The 15,525-nt window shown below is 66.3% G+C and carries 11 protein-coding genes and 8 pseudogenes; 9 read left to right on the top strand and 10 right to left on the bottom strand.

All coding sequences use genetic code 11. The annotated features are described in order from the left end of the window. Positions 1-401 precede the first annotated feature (401 nt). Positions 402-698, top strand: coding sequence for a hypothetical protein (locus ACYQ1K_RS26385; RefSeq protein ID WP_459986559.1), 297 nt, complete (start codon positions 402-404; stop codon positions 696-698). Here ACYQ1K_RS26385 and ACYQ1K_RS26380 read toward each other — a convergent pair. Both ACYQ1K_RS26380 and ACYQ1K_RS26375 read right to left on the bottom strand, forming a co-directional pair. After that, positions 677-964 (bottom strand): annotated as a pseudogene (locus ACYQ1K_RS26380) (integrase core domain-containing protein); the annotation flags it as partial. The gene ACYQ1K_RS26385 and the pseudogene ACYQ1K_RS26380 sit on opposite strands and share 22 nt — an antisense overlap. A gap of 10 nt (positions 965-974) precedes the next feature. Beyond that, positions 975-1,499 (bottom strand): annotated as a pseudogene (locus ACYQ1K_RS26375) (IS30 family transposase); the annotation flags it as partial. Between the two features lie 265 nt (positions 1,500-1,764). Between ACYQ1K_RS26375 and ACYQ1K_RS26370 the strand changes: the two are divergent. Continuing rightward, a pseudogene (locus ACYQ1K_RS26370) lies at positions 1,765-2,965 on the top strand (IS110 family RNA-guided transposase). A gap of 14 nt (positions 2,966-2,979) precedes the next feature. Here the strand turns inward: ACYQ1K_RS26370 and ACYQ1K_RS26365 are convergent. Beyond that, positions 2,980-3,800: pseudogene (locus tag ACYQ1K_RS26365) on the bottom strand (transposase); the annotation flags it as partial. A 384-nt stretch (positions 3,801-4,184) separates the two neighbouring features. Further along, on the bottom strand, positions 4,185-4,928 hold the full coding sequence (locus ACYQ1K_RS26360; RefSeq protein WP_459986558.1) for an EthD domain-containing protein: 744 nt from the start codon (positions 4,926-4,928) through the stop codon (positions 4,185-4,187). A 612-nt stretch (positions 4,929-5,540) separates the two neighbouring features. On the opposite strand from ACYQ1K_RS26360, the gene ACYQ1K_RS26355 reads away from it, so the two are divergent. After that, positions 5,541-5,996 carry a PPOX class F420-dependent oxidoreductase gene (locus ACYQ1K_RS26355; protein ID WP_459986555.1) on the top strand — a complete coding sequence of 152 codons (456 nt, stop codon included), beginning with the start codon at positions 5,541-5,543 and terminating at the stop codon, positions 5,994-5,996. 660 nt (positions 5,997-6,656) lie between these two features. On the opposite strand, the gene ACYQ1K_RS26350 is transcribed toward ACYQ1K_RS26355, so the two are convergent. Then, positions 6,657-7,793, bottom strand: a complete 1,137-nt coding sequence (locus tag ACYQ1K_RS26350; RefSeq protein ID WP_459986553.1) for an aromatic ring-hydroxylating oxygenase subunit alpha — start codon at positions 7,791-7,793, stop codon at positions 6,657-6,659. 364 nt (positions 7,794-8,157) lie between these two features. On the opposite strand from ACYQ1K_RS26350, the gene ACYQ1K_RS26345 reads away from it, so the two are divergent. Further along, entirely contained in the window at positions 8,158-8,748 is a 591-nt protein-coding gene (locus tag ACYQ1K_RS26345) for a TetR/AcrR family transcriptional regulator (protein WP_459986552.1), read from the top strand. Between the two features lie 24 nt (positions 8,749-8,772). Here the strand turns inward: ACYQ1K_RS26345 and ACYQ1K_RS26340 are convergent. Beyond that, positions 8,773-9,313, bottom strand: a pseudogene (locus ACYQ1K_RS26340) (IS630 family transposase); the annotation flags it as partial. 258 nt (positions 9,314-9,571) lie between these two features. Here ACYQ1K_RS26340 and ACYQ1K_RS26335 point away from each other — a divergent pair. Further along, the gene (locus ACYQ1K_RS26335; RefSeq protein ID WP_459986550.1) at positions 9,572-9,913 is read left to right on the top strand and encodes a DUF3024 domain-containing protein; all 342 of its coding nucleotides are present in this window, start codon (positions 9,572-9,574) and stop codon (positions 9,911-9,913) included. Between the two features lie 10 nt (positions 9,914-9,923). Here ACYQ1K_RS26335 and ACYQ1K_RS26330 read toward each other — a convergent pair whose 3' ends face one another. The 3 genes and pseudogenes from ACYQ1K_RS26330 to ACYQ1K_RS26320 all read right to left on the bottom strand — a co-directional run. Continuing rightward, on the bottom strand, positions 9,924-10,703 hold the full coding sequence (locus ACYQ1K_RS26330; protein WP_459986572.1) for an IS30 family transposase: 780 nt from the start codon (positions 10,701-10,703) through the stop codon (positions 9,924-9,926). Positions 10,704-10,834: 131 nt separating this feature from the next. Beyond that, positions 10,835-11,080: pseudogene (locus tag ACYQ1K_RS26325) on the bottom strand (helix-turn-helix domain-containing protein); the annotation flags it as partial. A gap of 412 nt (positions 11,081-11,492) precedes the next feature. Beyond that, positions 11,493-11,579: pseudogene (locus ACYQ1K_RS26320) on the bottom strand (ATP-binding protein); the annotation flags it as partial. A 497-nt stretch (positions 11,580-12,076) separates the two neighbouring features. Between ACYQ1K_RS26320 and ACYQ1K_RS26315 the strand changes: the two are divergent. The 4 genes from ACYQ1K_RS26315 (at position 12,077) to ACYQ1K_RS26300 (ending at position 14,901) form a co-directional block, all read left to right on the top strand. Next, positions 12,077-12,502 carry a COG3415 family protein gene (locus tag ACYQ1K_RS26315; RefSeq protein WP_459986549.1) on the top strand — a complete coding sequence of 142 codons (426 nt, stop codon included), beginning with the start codon at positions 12,077-12,079 and terminating at the stop codon, positions 12,500-12,502. Next, the gene (locus ACYQ1K_RS26310) at positions 12,499-12,819 is read left to right on the top strand and encodes a hypothetical protein (protein WP_459986548.1); all 321 of its coding nucleotides are present in this window, start codon (positions 12,499-12,501) and stop codon (positions 12,817-12,819) included. Before ACYQ1K_RS26315 ends, ACYQ1K_RS26310 begins: the two co-directional genes overlap by 4 nt. Next, on the top strand, positions 12,816-14,459 hold the full coding sequence (locus ACYQ1K_RS26305) for a recombinase family protein (RefSeq protein ID WP_459986546.1): 1,644 nt from the start codon (positions 12,816-12,818) through the stop codon (positions 14,457-14,459). The genes ACYQ1K_RS26310 and ACYQ1K_RS26305 overlap by 4 nt, the downstream gene beginning before the upstream one ends. A 187-nt stretch (positions 14,460-14,646) precedes the next feature. Continuing rightward, positions 14,647-14,901 (top strand): group II intron maturase-specific domain-containing protein, encoded by a 255-nt coding sequence (locus ACYQ1K_RS26300; protein ID WP_459986544.1) that lies wholly within the window; start codon positions 14,647-14,649, stop codon positions 14,899-14,901. 217 nt (positions 14,902-15,118) lie between these two features. Here the strand turns inward: ACYQ1K_RS26300 and ACYQ1K_RS26295 are convergent. After that, positions 15,119-15,525, bottom strand: a pseudogene (locus ACYQ1K_RS26295) (IS630 family transposase); the annotation flags it as partial.

Genomic DNA, 15,525 nt, shown 5'->3' with positions numbered 1-15,525 from the left:
CCGGCATTTCGTGGCTAACGCCCGATCGGCTCAAGGGCGCGAGGTTCATGAGTTGGCGTCAACGATGCGTCGACCGGTTCGTTCGTTGCTGATGGGACCAAGTGTGTTTCCAAGGTAAGCAGTGGCGCCCCGTTCAATGAAGAGACGCGCCATTACGCCGACGTGCTCGACCGGACTTTCGATGGCGGCACTGTCAGGTAATAGTCGACGCTTGGCACGGAACACGATTGTTGAAGTTGTCGCCCGCCATGAGCATGGGACCGCGGTAGGCGGTTTTCTGCCAGATTCATGGGACCACCTGTTCTGTCAGTCATGGGACCACCCGGCGCGCCTGTCGGGAGGCCTCGAGATGTGTTCGTTGACTGCCCACGTCATGACCGTCGACGTGGAGGTCAGCGCTGATGGGATTCAGGGAGGTCAGCGTGGTCGAGGTGCGTGAGGTGCTGCGGGCCTGGCTCGAGGGTGCCGGGCTGCGGAAGGTCGCCGAGCGGGCGAGGGTGGACCGCAAGACCGCCCGCCGCTATGTCGAAGCGGCCCAGGCCGCGGGACTGGTCCGCGACGACGGTACAGACGCGGTCACCGACGAGCTGGTCGGGCTGGTGGTCGAGGCGGTCCGCCCGGCACGACCCAACGGGCACTGGGCTGTGTCAAGTTTCGTAGACAGGTCTTTTCGGGATCAGGCGGCGGCTGCTGCCTGAGTTTGGGCTCCCGCGTGAACGGCAGCAGGAGTGCGGTATCCGAGGGTCGAGTGGAGCCGTCGTCGGTCATAGAAGACCTCGATGTAGTCCATGACGGCGAACCTCGCCCGCACCCGGGTTGGGAAGCGGTAGCGGTGGTACATCTCGTTCTTCAACATCGAGAACCACGACTCCGCGACGGCGTTGTCGTCGCATGACCCGGTTCTTCCTACGCTGAGGGTGACGCCGAGTTCGGCCGCGACGGCGGCGTACTCCGCGGGCTTGTACTGGGCAGGTTCAAGGGGTCGATGCAACACCGGCCTGGGCCAGTGACAATAGCTGTTCTGGGTAGACCTCGGCGGGAGTTCGCCAGCCGAGTGTCTTGCGGGGCCTAGCGTTCAGTGTCGTGACGACCGCCTCGAGCTCGTTGGCAGTCCAGCGCGATAGGTCGGTGCCTTTGGGGAAGTACTGACGCAGCAGCCCGTTGGTGTTCTCGTTGCTGGGCCGCTGCCACGGCGAGTGCGGGTCGCAGAAGTAGACGATTCCGGCGTCGATCTTGAGCTGGACGTGCTGGGCGAGCTCGCCTCCTTGGTCCCAGGTCAGCGACCTGCGCAACTGCTCGGGCAGGCTCCCGAACTGCGTGGTGATCGCAGCGTTGACGGCCTCGGCGCCGTGGCCGGCCAGTGGTGGCCCGTTCTTGACGATCGGGCTCTTCCCGAAGTCGTCCGTCCGGGGCAGGTGCAGCAGCATCGTGTACCTGCTGGTGCGCTCGACCAGGGTGCCGATCGCCGAGGCTTCGAGGCCGATGATCAAGTCGCCCTCGTTACGTTGTAGCCGTGGGTGATCGAAGGGCCGTCGTAGGGTCCTGATCGCTCTCCTTGGGATAGGTGGGTATGGCTCAGGTTCGCCCTGCCAGGCCGGTTGCAGTGCTGCCGGCGAGGGCTCACTGGGAATGGCCGCCCGCCTGTCCTGGTGGTGGCTCGACCGCTCATTGAGACTCGCGCGAAACGGATCGTTGGGTAAGGAGGTGCCGGCGTGGTCGCCCGTCAAGGAGAACCCCTTGGGTAGTCAGAACGTGAGGAATCAGATGGCCGCAGTGTGGGCAGGGATCGACTCGGGCAAGCGGGCGCATCATTGCGTCGTCATCGACGCGACCGGCAGCGTGTTGCTGTCGCGCCGGGTCGACAATGACGAGGCAGCGCTGTTGGAGCTGATCGCCGCGGTACTCGCGATCGCCGACGGTGATGAAGTCGTGTGGGCAACCGACCTGAATGCCGGCGGCGCGGCCTTGCTGATTGCCCTGCTGGCTGGCCATGGCCAGCAGCTGCTCTACATTCCGGGCCGAATCGTTCACCACGCTGCTGCGACCTACCGCGGTGATGGCAAGACCGATGCCAAGGACGCCCGGATCATCGCCGACCAGGCCCGGATGCGCACCGACCTACAGCCGGTGCGCGGCGGGGACCAGATCAGCACCGATCTGCGGCTGCTGACCGCACGCCGCACCGACTTGATCTTTGATCGAGTCCGGGCGATCAACCGGCTGCGAGCCACGATGTTGGAGTACTTCCCCGCACTCGAGGCAGCCTTTGACTACTCCAAGAAGGCACCGCTGATCCTGGTCGCCGGCTACCAGACCCCGGACGCGATCCGACGCCTCGGCGTCGTACGGTGGCAGCGTGGCTGAAGAAGCGCGGCGCCCGCGGCTCACAGAAGATGGCGGACAAAGCGGTGGCGGCCGCCAACGCCCAGCACACGATGCTGGCCACCCAGCCGGTCGGCGCCCAGCTGGTGGCCCGGCTGGCCGAGCAGATCCAGGCCATCGACGCCGACGTCGCCGCACTCGATGAGCAGATCGAGCAGCGGTTCAACCAGCACCGTGATGCGCCGATCCTGCTGAGCGTGCCCGGCTTCGGCGTCGTACTCGCCGCGACGTTCCTGGCCAGCACCGGCGGCGACCTGGACGCCTTCGAGACGTCGACCGCCTCGCCAGCGTCGCCGGCCTGGCCCCAGCACCACGTGACTCCGGCCGGATCAGCGGCAACCACCACCGCCCCCGACGGTTCAACCGCCGGCTGATGAGAACCTGCTACCTCGCCGCCTTGTCGAGCCTGAAGTGCAGTCCCGCGTCCCGGGCGTTCTACGACCGCAAACGGGCCGAAGGCAAGTCCCACAAGCAGGCACTCATCGCCCTCGCCCGACGCCGCATCACCACGATCTGGGCGATGCTGCGCGACCGCACCACCTACCAAGAACCCCTCGCTCCGGTCCTCGCGCCGGCCGCTTGACAGAAGCATTGAGATTCCCAGTGCCCGGGGACGGCTCGGTCGGCTGCCTCGGCGGGCCGCTGGGAGATCTTGACCTCGTCGGTGACGAACGTGCGACCGCTGCGACCGGTGCGGGCGCGGGGCTCACGCAGTGCCCGACCGGTTCGCAGGCACGCGGTGAGCTCCCGCTTGAGCGCGCCACGGCCCTGGACGTAGAGGGACTGGTAGATCGTCTCGTGGCTGATCCGCATCGACTCATCATCGGGGAGTCGACCTTGAGTCGGTTGCTGATCTGCTCGGGGCTCCATGTCACACCCCATCGCCGGTCCTGCCGGCGACCGTGGCGGCGCCCCGCACAGGGTAGGTTCGGGCCGGCGATCGGACGTCCCTCGGCGTCGGTCACCTCCCCGGCGAGTTTGTGCTCGACGTACTCGCGCAGCCGCTGATTGGTGGCGAGCTTCGCCCGCTTGGGGCGCTTCGCGGCCTGCTGGGCCTTCCACTGGGCCACCGTGGCCCGGTAACCCTTCTGGTCGGCTCGCGTGGCGGCGTCACGGCGCAGCTCACGTGAGACCGTCGCGGGGTCGCGTCCGATCTTGCGGGCGATCTCTCGCACCCCGTGGTCCTGGGCCCGGAGCAGCGCGATCTCTTCCCGCTCGGCGAAGGAGAGGTAGCGGCCGGTCGGCTCGTCGAGGCTGATTGGGGCCATCCCGCCAGCGTGGCGAAACCACCTCGTCGCGACCGGCGTCGACACGCCGACCTGCACCCCGGCGTCTTCGCTGCTGACCCCTTGAGCGATCAGACGCCAGAACTCACGCTGCACCGCCCGCGAGGGTTCAGGGCGGCCAGGCGATCGCATCGGAGCTCGTAGCGCCCGATCAGCAGCCCACTGCCGACGGGCACCCGCCGGCGCTTCTGGCACCTCTCGCTTGCGTCGTCCCACCGAACACCTCCGTGATCAAGGTGTTGCGACGACCGCTGGAATCCGCCGTGTGTCCGACCTTCTGAATGTGGAACAGCAGTCCGACTCCGCCACGCGCGCGCTCAGCGTAGCAATCAAATGCGTCAGCCGACGGTGCGTCGTAACTTGGATTGCTCGGGCCGGGGCCGTCGAGCGGGATCCCGCGCGCGGCCATGAAGATGCGGTTCCTTATGTCAACGGGTCCGATGGTCATCGGCTCCGAAGAGATGTGCGGGTACTTCGTTCGACCCCGCTCGTCTGACATCTGCTCGCTCCGGTGGGCTAAGGTCGCCCGGAATCGGCCCCTGTCCGCGCATCGTCCTGGTCGGCCACCGACTCTCCGGGCTCGAGAGGGACGTCGTGCAGGATGTGCTCGACTCCCAGCAGGCTCAGGGATGCGGCACTGTCGATCACGGGCTCGACCGCATCCTCGAACGCCTGCCACGCGTCACCCGCCAAGACCTGCCACGCCTCCTCGAGGCTCTCAACCCAGATCGACAACAGCCCCTCGAATGCAGGATTCACCGACGTCGCCGGCGTCCACACGAGATCGTCACGGTGCCCGAGCGTCAGCGCAGCGCCCAGCCCGAACGGCCGAGCAGCGCCGGAGATGCGCTTCTCGAACTCGGCGTACTCCACGCCGCCGGGCCGCGACAGGAACCGGAACAGCTTGTACCGCGCCCTGTCCACGCCACCAAGGTGGACGTAGTCGCCGCCGAAAGTGGCACGGAACGGCTCCCACGTCAGGAACTCACTGGAATCAGCAACGGCTCGGTCGGCGTCGCCACGGGCGTGCCGTTCAGCCATGTGTGCGAAGCACGCGCCCCGGTCGGAATAGATGGACTCACCGACCCCGTCGAAGCCGAGCGCCAGCCCCTCGACACCGGGCTCGCCATCGTCGCGGACATCACTTTGGATGTAGCGCGGAACCGGGTCCATGAAACCCGGGATCGAGATGGCCACGTCATAGTGCGCTCGCCACCGGCTTGCAAAGCGCTCCCGCGACCAGCCCGGCTTCCGTCGCACAATGTATCCACGTCGGTACATGACTTCCCTCTCCACGGATCTGCTCGGACGCTATATACTCCGATATTCGGATCATCGGGCCCGTTCTTTGATTGCACCCTATTCGCCGCCCCGCCGAGTGGTCAACAGCGATTGCCGTCAAGCAAAGGGAGCGGCTCCACATCCAAACTCGCTTCCCACCGGTCTGCGGCAACACTGCCCGACCACCGCCCGCCGGCATGGCGGGATGTAGGCGCAAATCACGATCCAGCACAGGACCGCGCCCCGCATGGGCGCCCAACCGCTCGAAGTGGGTCATCTGGCGACCAAGTCGGAGAGACCAGGAAGGCGACTTCGGCGCGCAGATGTCGCGATCTCACTCGAGCCCGACAGGTCATTGAGGAGCCTGCCTGCCGGTCGGCGAACTGTGCCACCACCCCAATACGTCGCTATGATCCCTCCGCGGAAGCCCTGGCATCCCCTCACCCGAGCCGCGCCCTCTACTGGAACACTTGTCAGCGCCCCTATCGCGCACTACAGTCTCCGTTAATCGGCTGCCAGACATCGATAAACGATCATCAATCGAGCCGATTGGCCGAGTGACAGGACCCGAGAGAAGGGGCGAAGTCGATCATGTCCGTACTTCCTCCCAGCGCCCGCGAGCTGATTGAACAAGGACGGCTCGCGCACCTGGTGACCATCAATAGGGACGGCAGTCCACAGGTCTCGTGCGCCTGGGTGGGGCTCGATGGGTCCGAGCTCGTCCTCGGGCACAACGGGCTGTATGCAAAGGTCCGCAACATGATGCGTGACCCCCGGGTGGCGCTGTCCCTGGAGGGCACCCGGTTCCACAAGGGCGTCCAGGAGTATCTGGTCATCCACGGGAAAGCACGCGTCACCGAGGGAGGTGGGGCGGAGGTCGTGAACCGGCTCGCTGAGACCTACGGAGGGGTGGACCGCGCCCACGCAGTGCCGCGCACGCCCGGATTCGTGACCCACATCGAGGTAGAGCGCATCGGGGGCGTCGGCCCGTGGGCGCCCAAGGACTCGGTGGGCGCGAAGCTCGTCCCGCGCGCGACAGAAGTCTAGGAAGATCCCGCCCCCGTTCGACGAAGGAGCGACCGCAAAGATCGGCGAGGAGCCACTCGCGCTCGTGGTCCGAACGCCAGGTCATCGCCGTTCTGGTGGTCGGCCTCTGGTGGCACGACCAGCATCGCCGGTCCCCCTGCGTCCTCGGGCGTGGGCTTGAATCACTCTTCCCGGGCCACGACGCCCCGTTGCCGGTTCAGCTGCGCCACTCCGGAACGCATCATCCTGCTCCACTGGTGGGAGCGTGCCGCGCCTTGTCGCCCCGTTGAGCGGCTCGGGTTGTGCTCGGCGCAAACCACACCGTCGATACGGGATGCGGATAACTGAGTTCGTCGATCCAACGCTGGGGAAGACGGCGCACCTCGGACCGGCCTCTGCCAGTTGGCGCCCACGGTCAGCATCTCGCGCGCGGCCAGTTTCAGGCCACGGGACCGAAGTCATCGATCCCGTCCACTCGGCCATCCCTCGGGGTCAGCGAAACGGACGAGATCCAGCCCGCCCACTCATCTGCGTGTACCGGCTTCGGTCGATCGAAGCCCGCACACACGGCGGGAGTATTGACAATGCGCTACACCACTCCCCGGGGGCTTGACCCCGTACGTCTCTATGTCTGCACGGCCGAGTCCCGAGGCCAGACAGAGACCCGCCCCGGACTCCTCCTCAAAGTTCCGCCTCCATCAGTTCGAGGTACTTCCCCATCGCCTCCCGGGTCACGACCTCCCAATGTGGGGATGTGGGACCCGGCGTGAACCTCATCGACTTCAGGCCATTGTAGTTTCGCTCGGCGAACTCGATGTCCTCGAGGTTGGTCACGTCCCACAACTTCATGAGTGCGCCGGGGTCATAGTCGACTCCCTCAACGGCGTCCTCATGCACAATCCATTCCGCGACCAGGCGGGAGCGGCCGAGCGAGATCGGTTCGCCAACGAGGGCAATGGCGTGGTCAGCGAAATACAGAACCGAGCTGTAGTTCGGGTAGACCATGAACCCGGTGCTGAAGCCCTCCAGCTGCGGCGTTCCGAGCGGCTTTGCGCAGAGCCATTCACCATCGGGCGAGAAGGTCTTCGCTCCCTCGACCAGTGGCACGAACCTGTCGTTCTCGCCGGATTCGCGCATCGATGGCGTACCTACGGACTGGAAGGGATCCCATGTCGCACAGAGGTCGGTGTGCCCGCCCGGACAGTGGTAGCACTCGGTGTTGTTCTCGAGAAGCGTCTTCCAGTTGCAGTTCACGTCATATACTCGCCGGACGGCGACCTTGGTTCGCTCAGGCTCGACCGCAGCGAGAGACTCGAGATCAAACGTGAGAGGCGCCAGCGTGTCGTGGAGGGACGCAGGCGGCTCCTCGTCGGCAAGGTAGACATAGATCGAACCGAAGAAGCTGTCACAGTGCGCCTCGTGCAGCCCGAAGTCGGCGTAGTCGAAGTCCTTTCCATCAGTAGTTCCCGGCGCCACCCGCAGTTCACCGGCGACGTTGTAGGTCCAACGGTGGTAAGGGCACGAGAACCGATTGGTGTTGCCCGACTCGTCGGCGCCGCAGATCCGTGAACCACGGTGCCTGCAAACGTTGAAGTACGCGCGGAGGCGCCCCGATGAATCCCGGCAGATGATCAGACTTTCGGGACCGACGTCACGTACGTAGTAATCGCCCGGGTTCGGCACCTGGGACGTCTGGCCGGCGTACAACCACTGGCGCGAGAACACCTTCTTCAGTTCGGTCTGGAAGATCTCCTCCGACACGAAGTACTCGCGCGGCAGGTTCGTTACGTATGAAGAACTCTCAATCACACTACCCACAACCAGTCTCCTGATCTTCGATTAACGGCCTGCGGAGCACGGTAACAACAAATTGATCGCTTGAACAGGTTTCCTTGGACGCCGCCCTTCGACGTTCACCACGTAGCCCCGACCTCCGCGCATCGAGCGGTCGGATCAGGGTGGGAACCTCGAGGGCGCCGCTGTCCGGGGCGCCGCCACCACCGTGCGACGGCGTCCAATCGCGACCCTCGGTACAGTTCAGACGGGAGTCCCTGCGTGAGTGGTGAACACCACCGGCCGCCCCGCCTGAGGCAGCGAGGTAGTTAGGTAGTCGTGCAGACGCTCGTGCAACCTCCCGCCCGGTGGCAGTCGAGTCCTTCGGGCCCCGTCGCCGATCCCCGAATTGGACCCCACGTTGCCCGAAATCAATGATCCACCGGCCGCCAGCCCGGTGCACGATGGACGCCTGCAGCGGGGAAGTACGCGGCGCCTTCAGCTGGTCCAGGCGGCACTGCGCGTCATTGAGCGCGACGGTGTCGCGGGCGCCTCGATGCGGTCGGTCGCCGCGGAAGCACAGGTCTCCCCTGCCCTGGTCATCTACCACTTCGACAGCGTCGAGAACCTCCTTGCCGAGGCCCTTTCATCGTCCACGGACGCACATCTTGAAGGGGCCCGCACGGCGGTGGCTGCGGGCACATCTCCACTCGACGCGTTGGCGACGGCAATCGCCGAGTCTGCCAACACCGGTGGCCACCTTCTCGTCGCTGAATTCCAGCTCTACCTCAAGGCTGTGAACGACCCGCGGATGGTTTGCGCCATCGAGGGCTGGTGGAGCGCCGTTGAGAAGTTGCTCGAGCCCGGTGTTCCGAACGAGGCGATCCGAAAGGCACTGATCCTGAGCATCGATGGGATGTTCCTTCGTCAGATCCTGCCGGGGCACAAGATGGATCGAGACGAGGTCCTCGAGACACTTCACCTGATCGCGGCCACCTAGTGTCCTGTCAGGTTGAAGCGGTGGCTATTTGTTGATCGCTCGGCAGTAGCCGGCGAGCCGATCGAGGATCTCGTCGGCGGTCTTGTGCCAGGTGAAGGCCCGTGGGTTCTCGTTCCAGGTCTCGACCCAGCCGCGGATGTCGTCGGCGAGCGCCTTGACGCTGCGGTGTGCGGAGCGTTGGAGCTTCTTGGTGGTCAGTGCTGAGAACCAGCGCTCGAGGTTCATCCATGATCCGTAGGTCGGGGTGAAGTGGAAGTGGAAGCGTCGGTGCCGCAGGAGCCACTCGTGCACCGCTGGGGTCTTGTGGGTGGAGAGGTTGTCGAGGATGACGTGCACGTCGAGGTCGGTGGGGACCTCGCGGTCGACCTTGTTTCAAGAACGCGATGAAGTCCGCGGCGGTGTGGGACTTGCGCAGGTCGGTGATCACCTTCCCAGTTGCGATCTGGAGTGCTGCGAACAGGTCCACGGTGCCGTTGCGCTCGTAGTCGTGGGTGGCGCGCTGCGGGGTCGTGGGCAGCATCGGCAGGATCGGTGCTGAGCGGTCGACCGCCTGGATCTGGGGCTTCGTGCGCCACGAGGCGCTGCATTTCCGGATGGAGGTGAGAGGACTCCATCCCTGGTCTGTCGCAGCAGGCTGGGGAAGCTGAGGGCAGCCCGACGCGGGAGACGCCGGGGAGAGTGGGAGCAGCCCTGACAACGACGGGACGGGTCGGCACTGCCAGACGACCTGAGTATGTCAACTCCAACTGGCCCCACCGTGACGGGGCGGATTCCAGTGAACGTCGCAACACGGTGAACTCCGTTGGCCGGGGAGACTATCGGCATGGCTGGTCTTCCGGAGCTGGACATGGCGCGGGTGGAGCGGTGGTGCCGCGCCCGGGTGCCTGAGCAAGTCCGCGACGAGGTGCGGGTGGAGGTGGACGTCGCCGAGCGGCATCTGACGATCGTCGAGTGCCGACCGCCCTGGCGGGCGGGCTTCGGACCGGAGTGGACGCGATGCCCAATCGCGCGGCTGCGGTACACCAGGGGCACCGGGTTGTGGTCGTTGTACTGGCGGGATCGGAATTTGCGGTTTCACGCCTACGACCGGGTGCCCGCGACGGCCAGCATCGAGGACCTGCTCGCAGAGGTCGACCGCGACCCGACCGCGATCTTTTGGGGATGATCCGGAACTGTTAGGCGCCTTGTGCAGCGGCTTCGGCGGTGGCTTGATCGGCGAGCAGTTCCACCGGCCGGGCCCATCCGAGGGTCTTGCGTGGCCGTGCGTTGATCTCCTCGGCAACCCGAGCGAGTACGTCGGGGGTGACCTGGCGTAGGTCCATGCCCTTGGGGAAGTAGTCGCGCAGCAGCCCGTTCATGTTCTCGTTGCTGCCCCGCTGCCACGGTGAGTGCGCGCCGCAGAAGAACACCTTGGTGCCGATCTGCTCGGCGAGTTGCCGGTGCAGCGCGAGTTCCTTGCCCTGATCCCAGGTCAGGGTGCGTCGCAGGTCGGCCGGCAACCGGCCCAGGGCGGTGGCGAGGCCGGCTCGCATCGCCTCGGCGGTGGCTCTGCCGCCGGGGAGGTGAACGAGGATCAGGAAGCGAGTTCGCCGTTCGACGAGCGTGCCGATCGCGGACCGGTTGCCAGCGCCCTTGATGCAGTCGCCTTCCCAGTGCCCGACCTGGACGCGATCCTCGACCTCCGTTGGACGGTCGGCGATCATCATCATCCCGGTCAGTCGACCACGCCGCTCCTGCCCCTGAACCTGACGCCGCCGGCGACGACGGCGCCGCTTGGACGGGCGGGAGACCTCGACGTCGGGGTCGTAGATGGCCTGGTAGATCGACTCGGTGCATAGCTGCCGATCCGGCTGGCCGGGGAACCGCTCATGCAGCTCATGGGCGACCTGCTCGGGGCTCCACCGCTTGCCGAGCAGCTCGTTGACAACGGTGCGGAGCTCGACATCGAGGAGCAGCCGTCGCTCGCGTGGACGAGCAACTCGCTCCTCAGCGAGCCGATCCGCGGACTGGGCAGGTAACGCCCCGAACCATCCGCGTTGCGGCGCAGCTCCCTGCTGACCGTGGCCGGGGACCGGCCGATCGCCGCCGCGATCTCACGCACGCCCTTCTTCTCTCGGCGCAGGTCGGCGATCGCCGTCCGCTCCTCCACGGACAGGTACCTCGGATGGCGCTCTCGCGGCGCCGGCGGGACACTCACAGGCGGATAGTGGACCTTCTCGCCCGCTGTGTTCAGGACCGTGCGGCCGAGCCGCCAGCGTGTCCCCGTCCGCCGATGGATCCCCACCAGCCGGCACGCCTCGGAGTTCGACACGCCCTGCGCGATCAACCGCATGAACTTGTCTTGCTTCTCCGTCAACCCCGCGCCTCGATGGGTCGCTCTCGACCGCGCCATCGCAACCTCTCACTACCTCTGGTGTTGCGACGTTCACTGGAATCCGCCCTGTCATTCCCAGACGACCCGGGCCCGCCTAGCGAGACGGAAACGTGTACGTGAGGAACCAACGTGTAAAGCCTCTCAAGAGATACACCGGCTCCAACCTGGCGGATGTGGGCCGGAGTGCGGTGCACGCCCACCCGATCGTGATCGGGCGGGCGACTCCTGTGCCGGGTGAGGTCGCCTGTCAATTGCCACCAGGATCTGCCCAGTGGCGGACATGAAACCTGCCCGCGGGCGGTCACGAGAACTGCCCGGTGGTGGCCATGGGATCTGCCACGGGTGCTGTGGCCACCACCGGCCAGGTTGGTCAGCTCAACGGGTTCACCCCTCGTCCGGCGAGTGCCTGGGTGAGCCGCACGGAGTCGCCGCTGGTCTGGCAGACGTGGGCGTGGTGTCTCGCGCAGGTTGGTGTCCTTGGGGACCAGGTCGGCCTTGCTGATGTTCACCGATGCCTCGGTGTCGGGGTACGACCTCATATGTCGGACCGGGTACGACCTGATGTGTCGGTCTCGGCAGGGGTGACTATGACACAGGCTCACCTCCGGTGACGAGGTTGAAGCGGTTCTTGAGTCGGTAGCTCGGGCCGTTGATGGACATCAGCGGAACGCAAAGCTGCAACTGACGGTCACGCTGACCCCGAGCGATCCGGTGCCGGGGCTCTATCTCCACCCTGATCACCGTCGCCGCTTGCGACGGCCCGCCGTGAGGAGCGAACTCTGATGTCTAGTAAAGACCGCCGCATGTCAAGCATTGAATGTCCGGTGTGGTTCTCCATCTCCGACTGGTTAGGGATACTTTGGCACCTATTCAGGTTCTGTCTGGGACACGCGGCACTCAATGCTAGACGTCTGTGTCTGTTGGTTCTAGCGTCTGCGGCAGGAGGTGGACGACGTGAGCGGTGCCAGACGACTGGCCACATTGACCGAGGCAGGGCTGTTGCACGCGCGCCCCGAGGCCGTGCGGGCGGCGTTGTTCACCGGCGGCGGGGACTTCTTCCTGCCCGCGGACAAGGTGCAGGTCAAGTACGAGATGCTGCGTGCTCACCTGGTCGACGATCAGCCCGTGACCGCGGCCGCGGCGGCGCACGGCTACTCGCGTGCGGCCTTCTACCTGGTGCTCGCCTCGTTCTCGGAGTCGGGGATGTCTGGGCTGCTCGACGAAGCGCGTGGCCGGAAGGGGCCGGTCAAGCTGCGGCCGGAGATCGTGTCGTTCATCCGGGAGTCGGAGGCGGATACCGGCGCATTGGTCGAGCAGGTCGCCGAGGAGTACGGAGTGCGACTGCACCGCCGCACGATCGAGCGGGCCAGGCTGCGATGAGCGTCCGGTCGTTCTGGCCGCCACTCGAGGCGGCCCAGATCGACTATGAGACGCTGCGCTCTCATCTGCTCGAGCACGGCCGGCTGCCCGACGACTTGGCTGCGGTCCGGTTCGGGCGCCGTGGGCTGGCCGGGTTGATCAGCTGGCCGGTCAGCGAGGCGATCTTCGTCGCTGAGCTGGCAGGAGCATCGCGACCTGCGTGGAGTCCACGCGATGACCCGCGAGTTGATGCGCTGGCAGCGGGCTACCAGTTCCTGCTCGACGTCGCTGCGACACTGCCGCCGGAGTCGGTCACCATGGTCGGTGGTGCGCAATGAAGGTGGCCCTCTACGCCCGTGTGTCCACCGAGCGGCAGGCCGAGCGCGGCACGATCGGCTCGCAGCTGGCCGTGCTCCGCGAGCACGTCAGCGCCGAGGGGCACGAGGTGGCCGGTGAGTACATCGACGACGGGCACTCCGGGGCACGTCTGGACCGACCCGGGCTGGACACCCTGCGAGATGCCGCCGAGGCGGGCCTGTTCGAGGCGGTGTGGTGCCTGTCCCCGGACCGGCTGGCTCGCGCCTACGCCTACCAGGTGCTGGTGCTCGATGAGCTGGCCCGCTTCGGGATCAAGGTGCACTTCAGCGATGCACCCGACCTCGCCGCCGACGACCCGCAAGCCGTGCTCCTCACCCAGGTTCAGGGAGTGATCGCCGAATACGAGAAGGCCAAGATCGCCGAACGCTACCGACGCGGCAAGCTGTTCCGCGCCCGCGCCGGCGAGATCACCACAGGGAAGGCCCCTTACGGCTACCGGCGAATCGCCCGCAGCGAGGCGACTGGCCCGGCACACCTGGAGCTCTACGAGCCCGAAGCTGCGGTCGTGCGCGGCATCTTCGCCGACCGCATCGCCGGCACCACGATCCGAGAGATCTGTCGCCGCCTCAACGCAGAAGCGGTGCCCTCCCCGACGGGCCGGGCGACCTGGGGCCACTCCACGCTATGTCGACTGCTGCGCAACGAGGCCTACGTCGGGCGGGTCTACTACAACCGCACCGAGACCGTCGCCGCGCCGGGTCCGGGCCGGCGGACCCGGCAGGTCCCGCGCCCCCGCGAGGAGTGGATCTCGATCGACTGCCCGCCCATCGTCACCGACGACCAGTTCCAAGCCGTCAGTCGAGTCGCCCACGACAACAGCCAGTGGAGCCCGCGGCGCGCAGAACCGGGTGCGTTCTTGCTCAAGGGCCTGGTCAAGTGCGGCGTCTGCAAGGTGGGCACCAACTGTCACAAGATGCGTGGTCGCAACGGCACCTGGCACCGCTACTACTACTGCCGCAACCACGACCCACTCCGCGCCGGCGGCGAGGAGCACCGGTGTCCCGAACGCAACATCCGCGCCGACTCCCTCGACGGGTTCGTCTTCGACCACGTCCGAGCCGCACTCACAACCCCGGCGTTACTACTGGCCGGCGAACAAGCCGTCGCGCTCGCCCAGCCGGTCCCCGACGACGAACTACTCGCCGCCGAACTCGCCCGGCTCGACCGCAAGATCGACAGCGCCAACGCCGAACGACGCCGCCTCGTCGATCTGTTCCAGGCTGGGCTGATCGAGATGCCCGAGCTGCAGCGCCGCTCACGCGAGGTCGCGGCTCGCCACGCCGAGCTGGCCACCAAACGCACTGCGCTGGGCGCAGAGAGGACCGCGCTGGCTCACGGCAACCTGCTCCGCCGCCGGGTCAACGACTTCGCCCGACAGATCCGCGGCGTCATCGATCACCTCGACCGCCCACAGCGCCAAGAACTGATGCGCCTGCTCATCGAGGACGTGCACGTCACCGGCTCACACGTCCAGATCCAGCTACGCATCCCGCTCGACCCACCCGACCCGACCGCCACAGGACCAAGCGCGCCCAGCCCGAAGCCCAAAGACGCACAACCAGTGTCCAGCCAAGACCGTTTGCGTTCCCTCGGTGGATAAGACGTCGCAGTGGTGCAGGAGCCGGTCGAGGATCGCCAAGTCGCTCTTGGACCGCGTCATCAACACGAGTCATCAGATCTTCATGAACGGCCCCAGCTACCGACCCAACAAGCGACCCCGCAGTGTCACCGATGACAGGAGCCCATCAAGTAGAAATGCCCTACGGACCCACCACCTGAGGAATTGCGTGAGCGCAGCCCAGGGGAATTACGTGAGCGTCGACACGCTAACGCGCAGGTCGGCACATCCGACGCTTGCAGCTCTGCTGCGCCAGCTCAATCCGGTGCTGCAGGGATGGTGCACCTACTTCCGGCACGGCGTGTCGAAGGCGACCTTCGGCTACCTCGACCAGTTCACCTGGCACCGGGCAGCACGGTGGATCCGCAAGCGACATCACAAGACGAAGTGGGCCGTCTTGATCCGGCGCTATCTCCCGCAGTGACGTCCCACCGAGGACGGCGTGGTGTTGTACCAGCCCCAGGCGATGACGGTCAGCCGCTATCGCTACCGGGCCGACAACATCGCCACACCATGGGCAAGGAATCCATCCAGGTCGATCGCGTAGCCCAACGACACGGGCTCGTGGAGAGCCGGATGCATGGAGACACGCACGCCCGGTTCGGAGAGCCGGCTGGGGAAACGTAACGCCTGTGAAGGCGTCAACGCGCCCCAGTCCGACCCAACTCATCGACCGCATAGACCGCGGCCGCGACCGGTGGGGACATGTAGAGCCCAACCAAGTCGCGGATCTTCTCGATCAGATCGGGATCCGGGGAGACCTTGAACTCGTCTTGTCGCCACGGCTTGAGGCCGAACGCGCGCCAGATCTCGCTCACGGTCTGGCGGCTGATGCCGTGTCGCTCGGCCAGCGCCCGAGTCGACCAGTGGGTGGCGTCCTTCGGCGTGGTTTCGAGGGCACTAGGGACGCGGTCGTGGGTGGCAGCGAAGGGCGCGCGGCCGGCCCGCTTCGGCGGACGAGGGACTCCCCCACAGCGCGAGGTCGGGGCTACGACCCGCGCCGCCCCGACCCCCACCTTCGTCGTGCGCTCCTCGCGGTGCGCCGACT

This window comes from Nocardioides sp. AN3 (assembly GCF_054653495.1).
The sequence above is the reverse complement of the archived record's forward strand: the minus strand, read 5'-3'. Positions and strand labels throughout refer to the sequence as shown.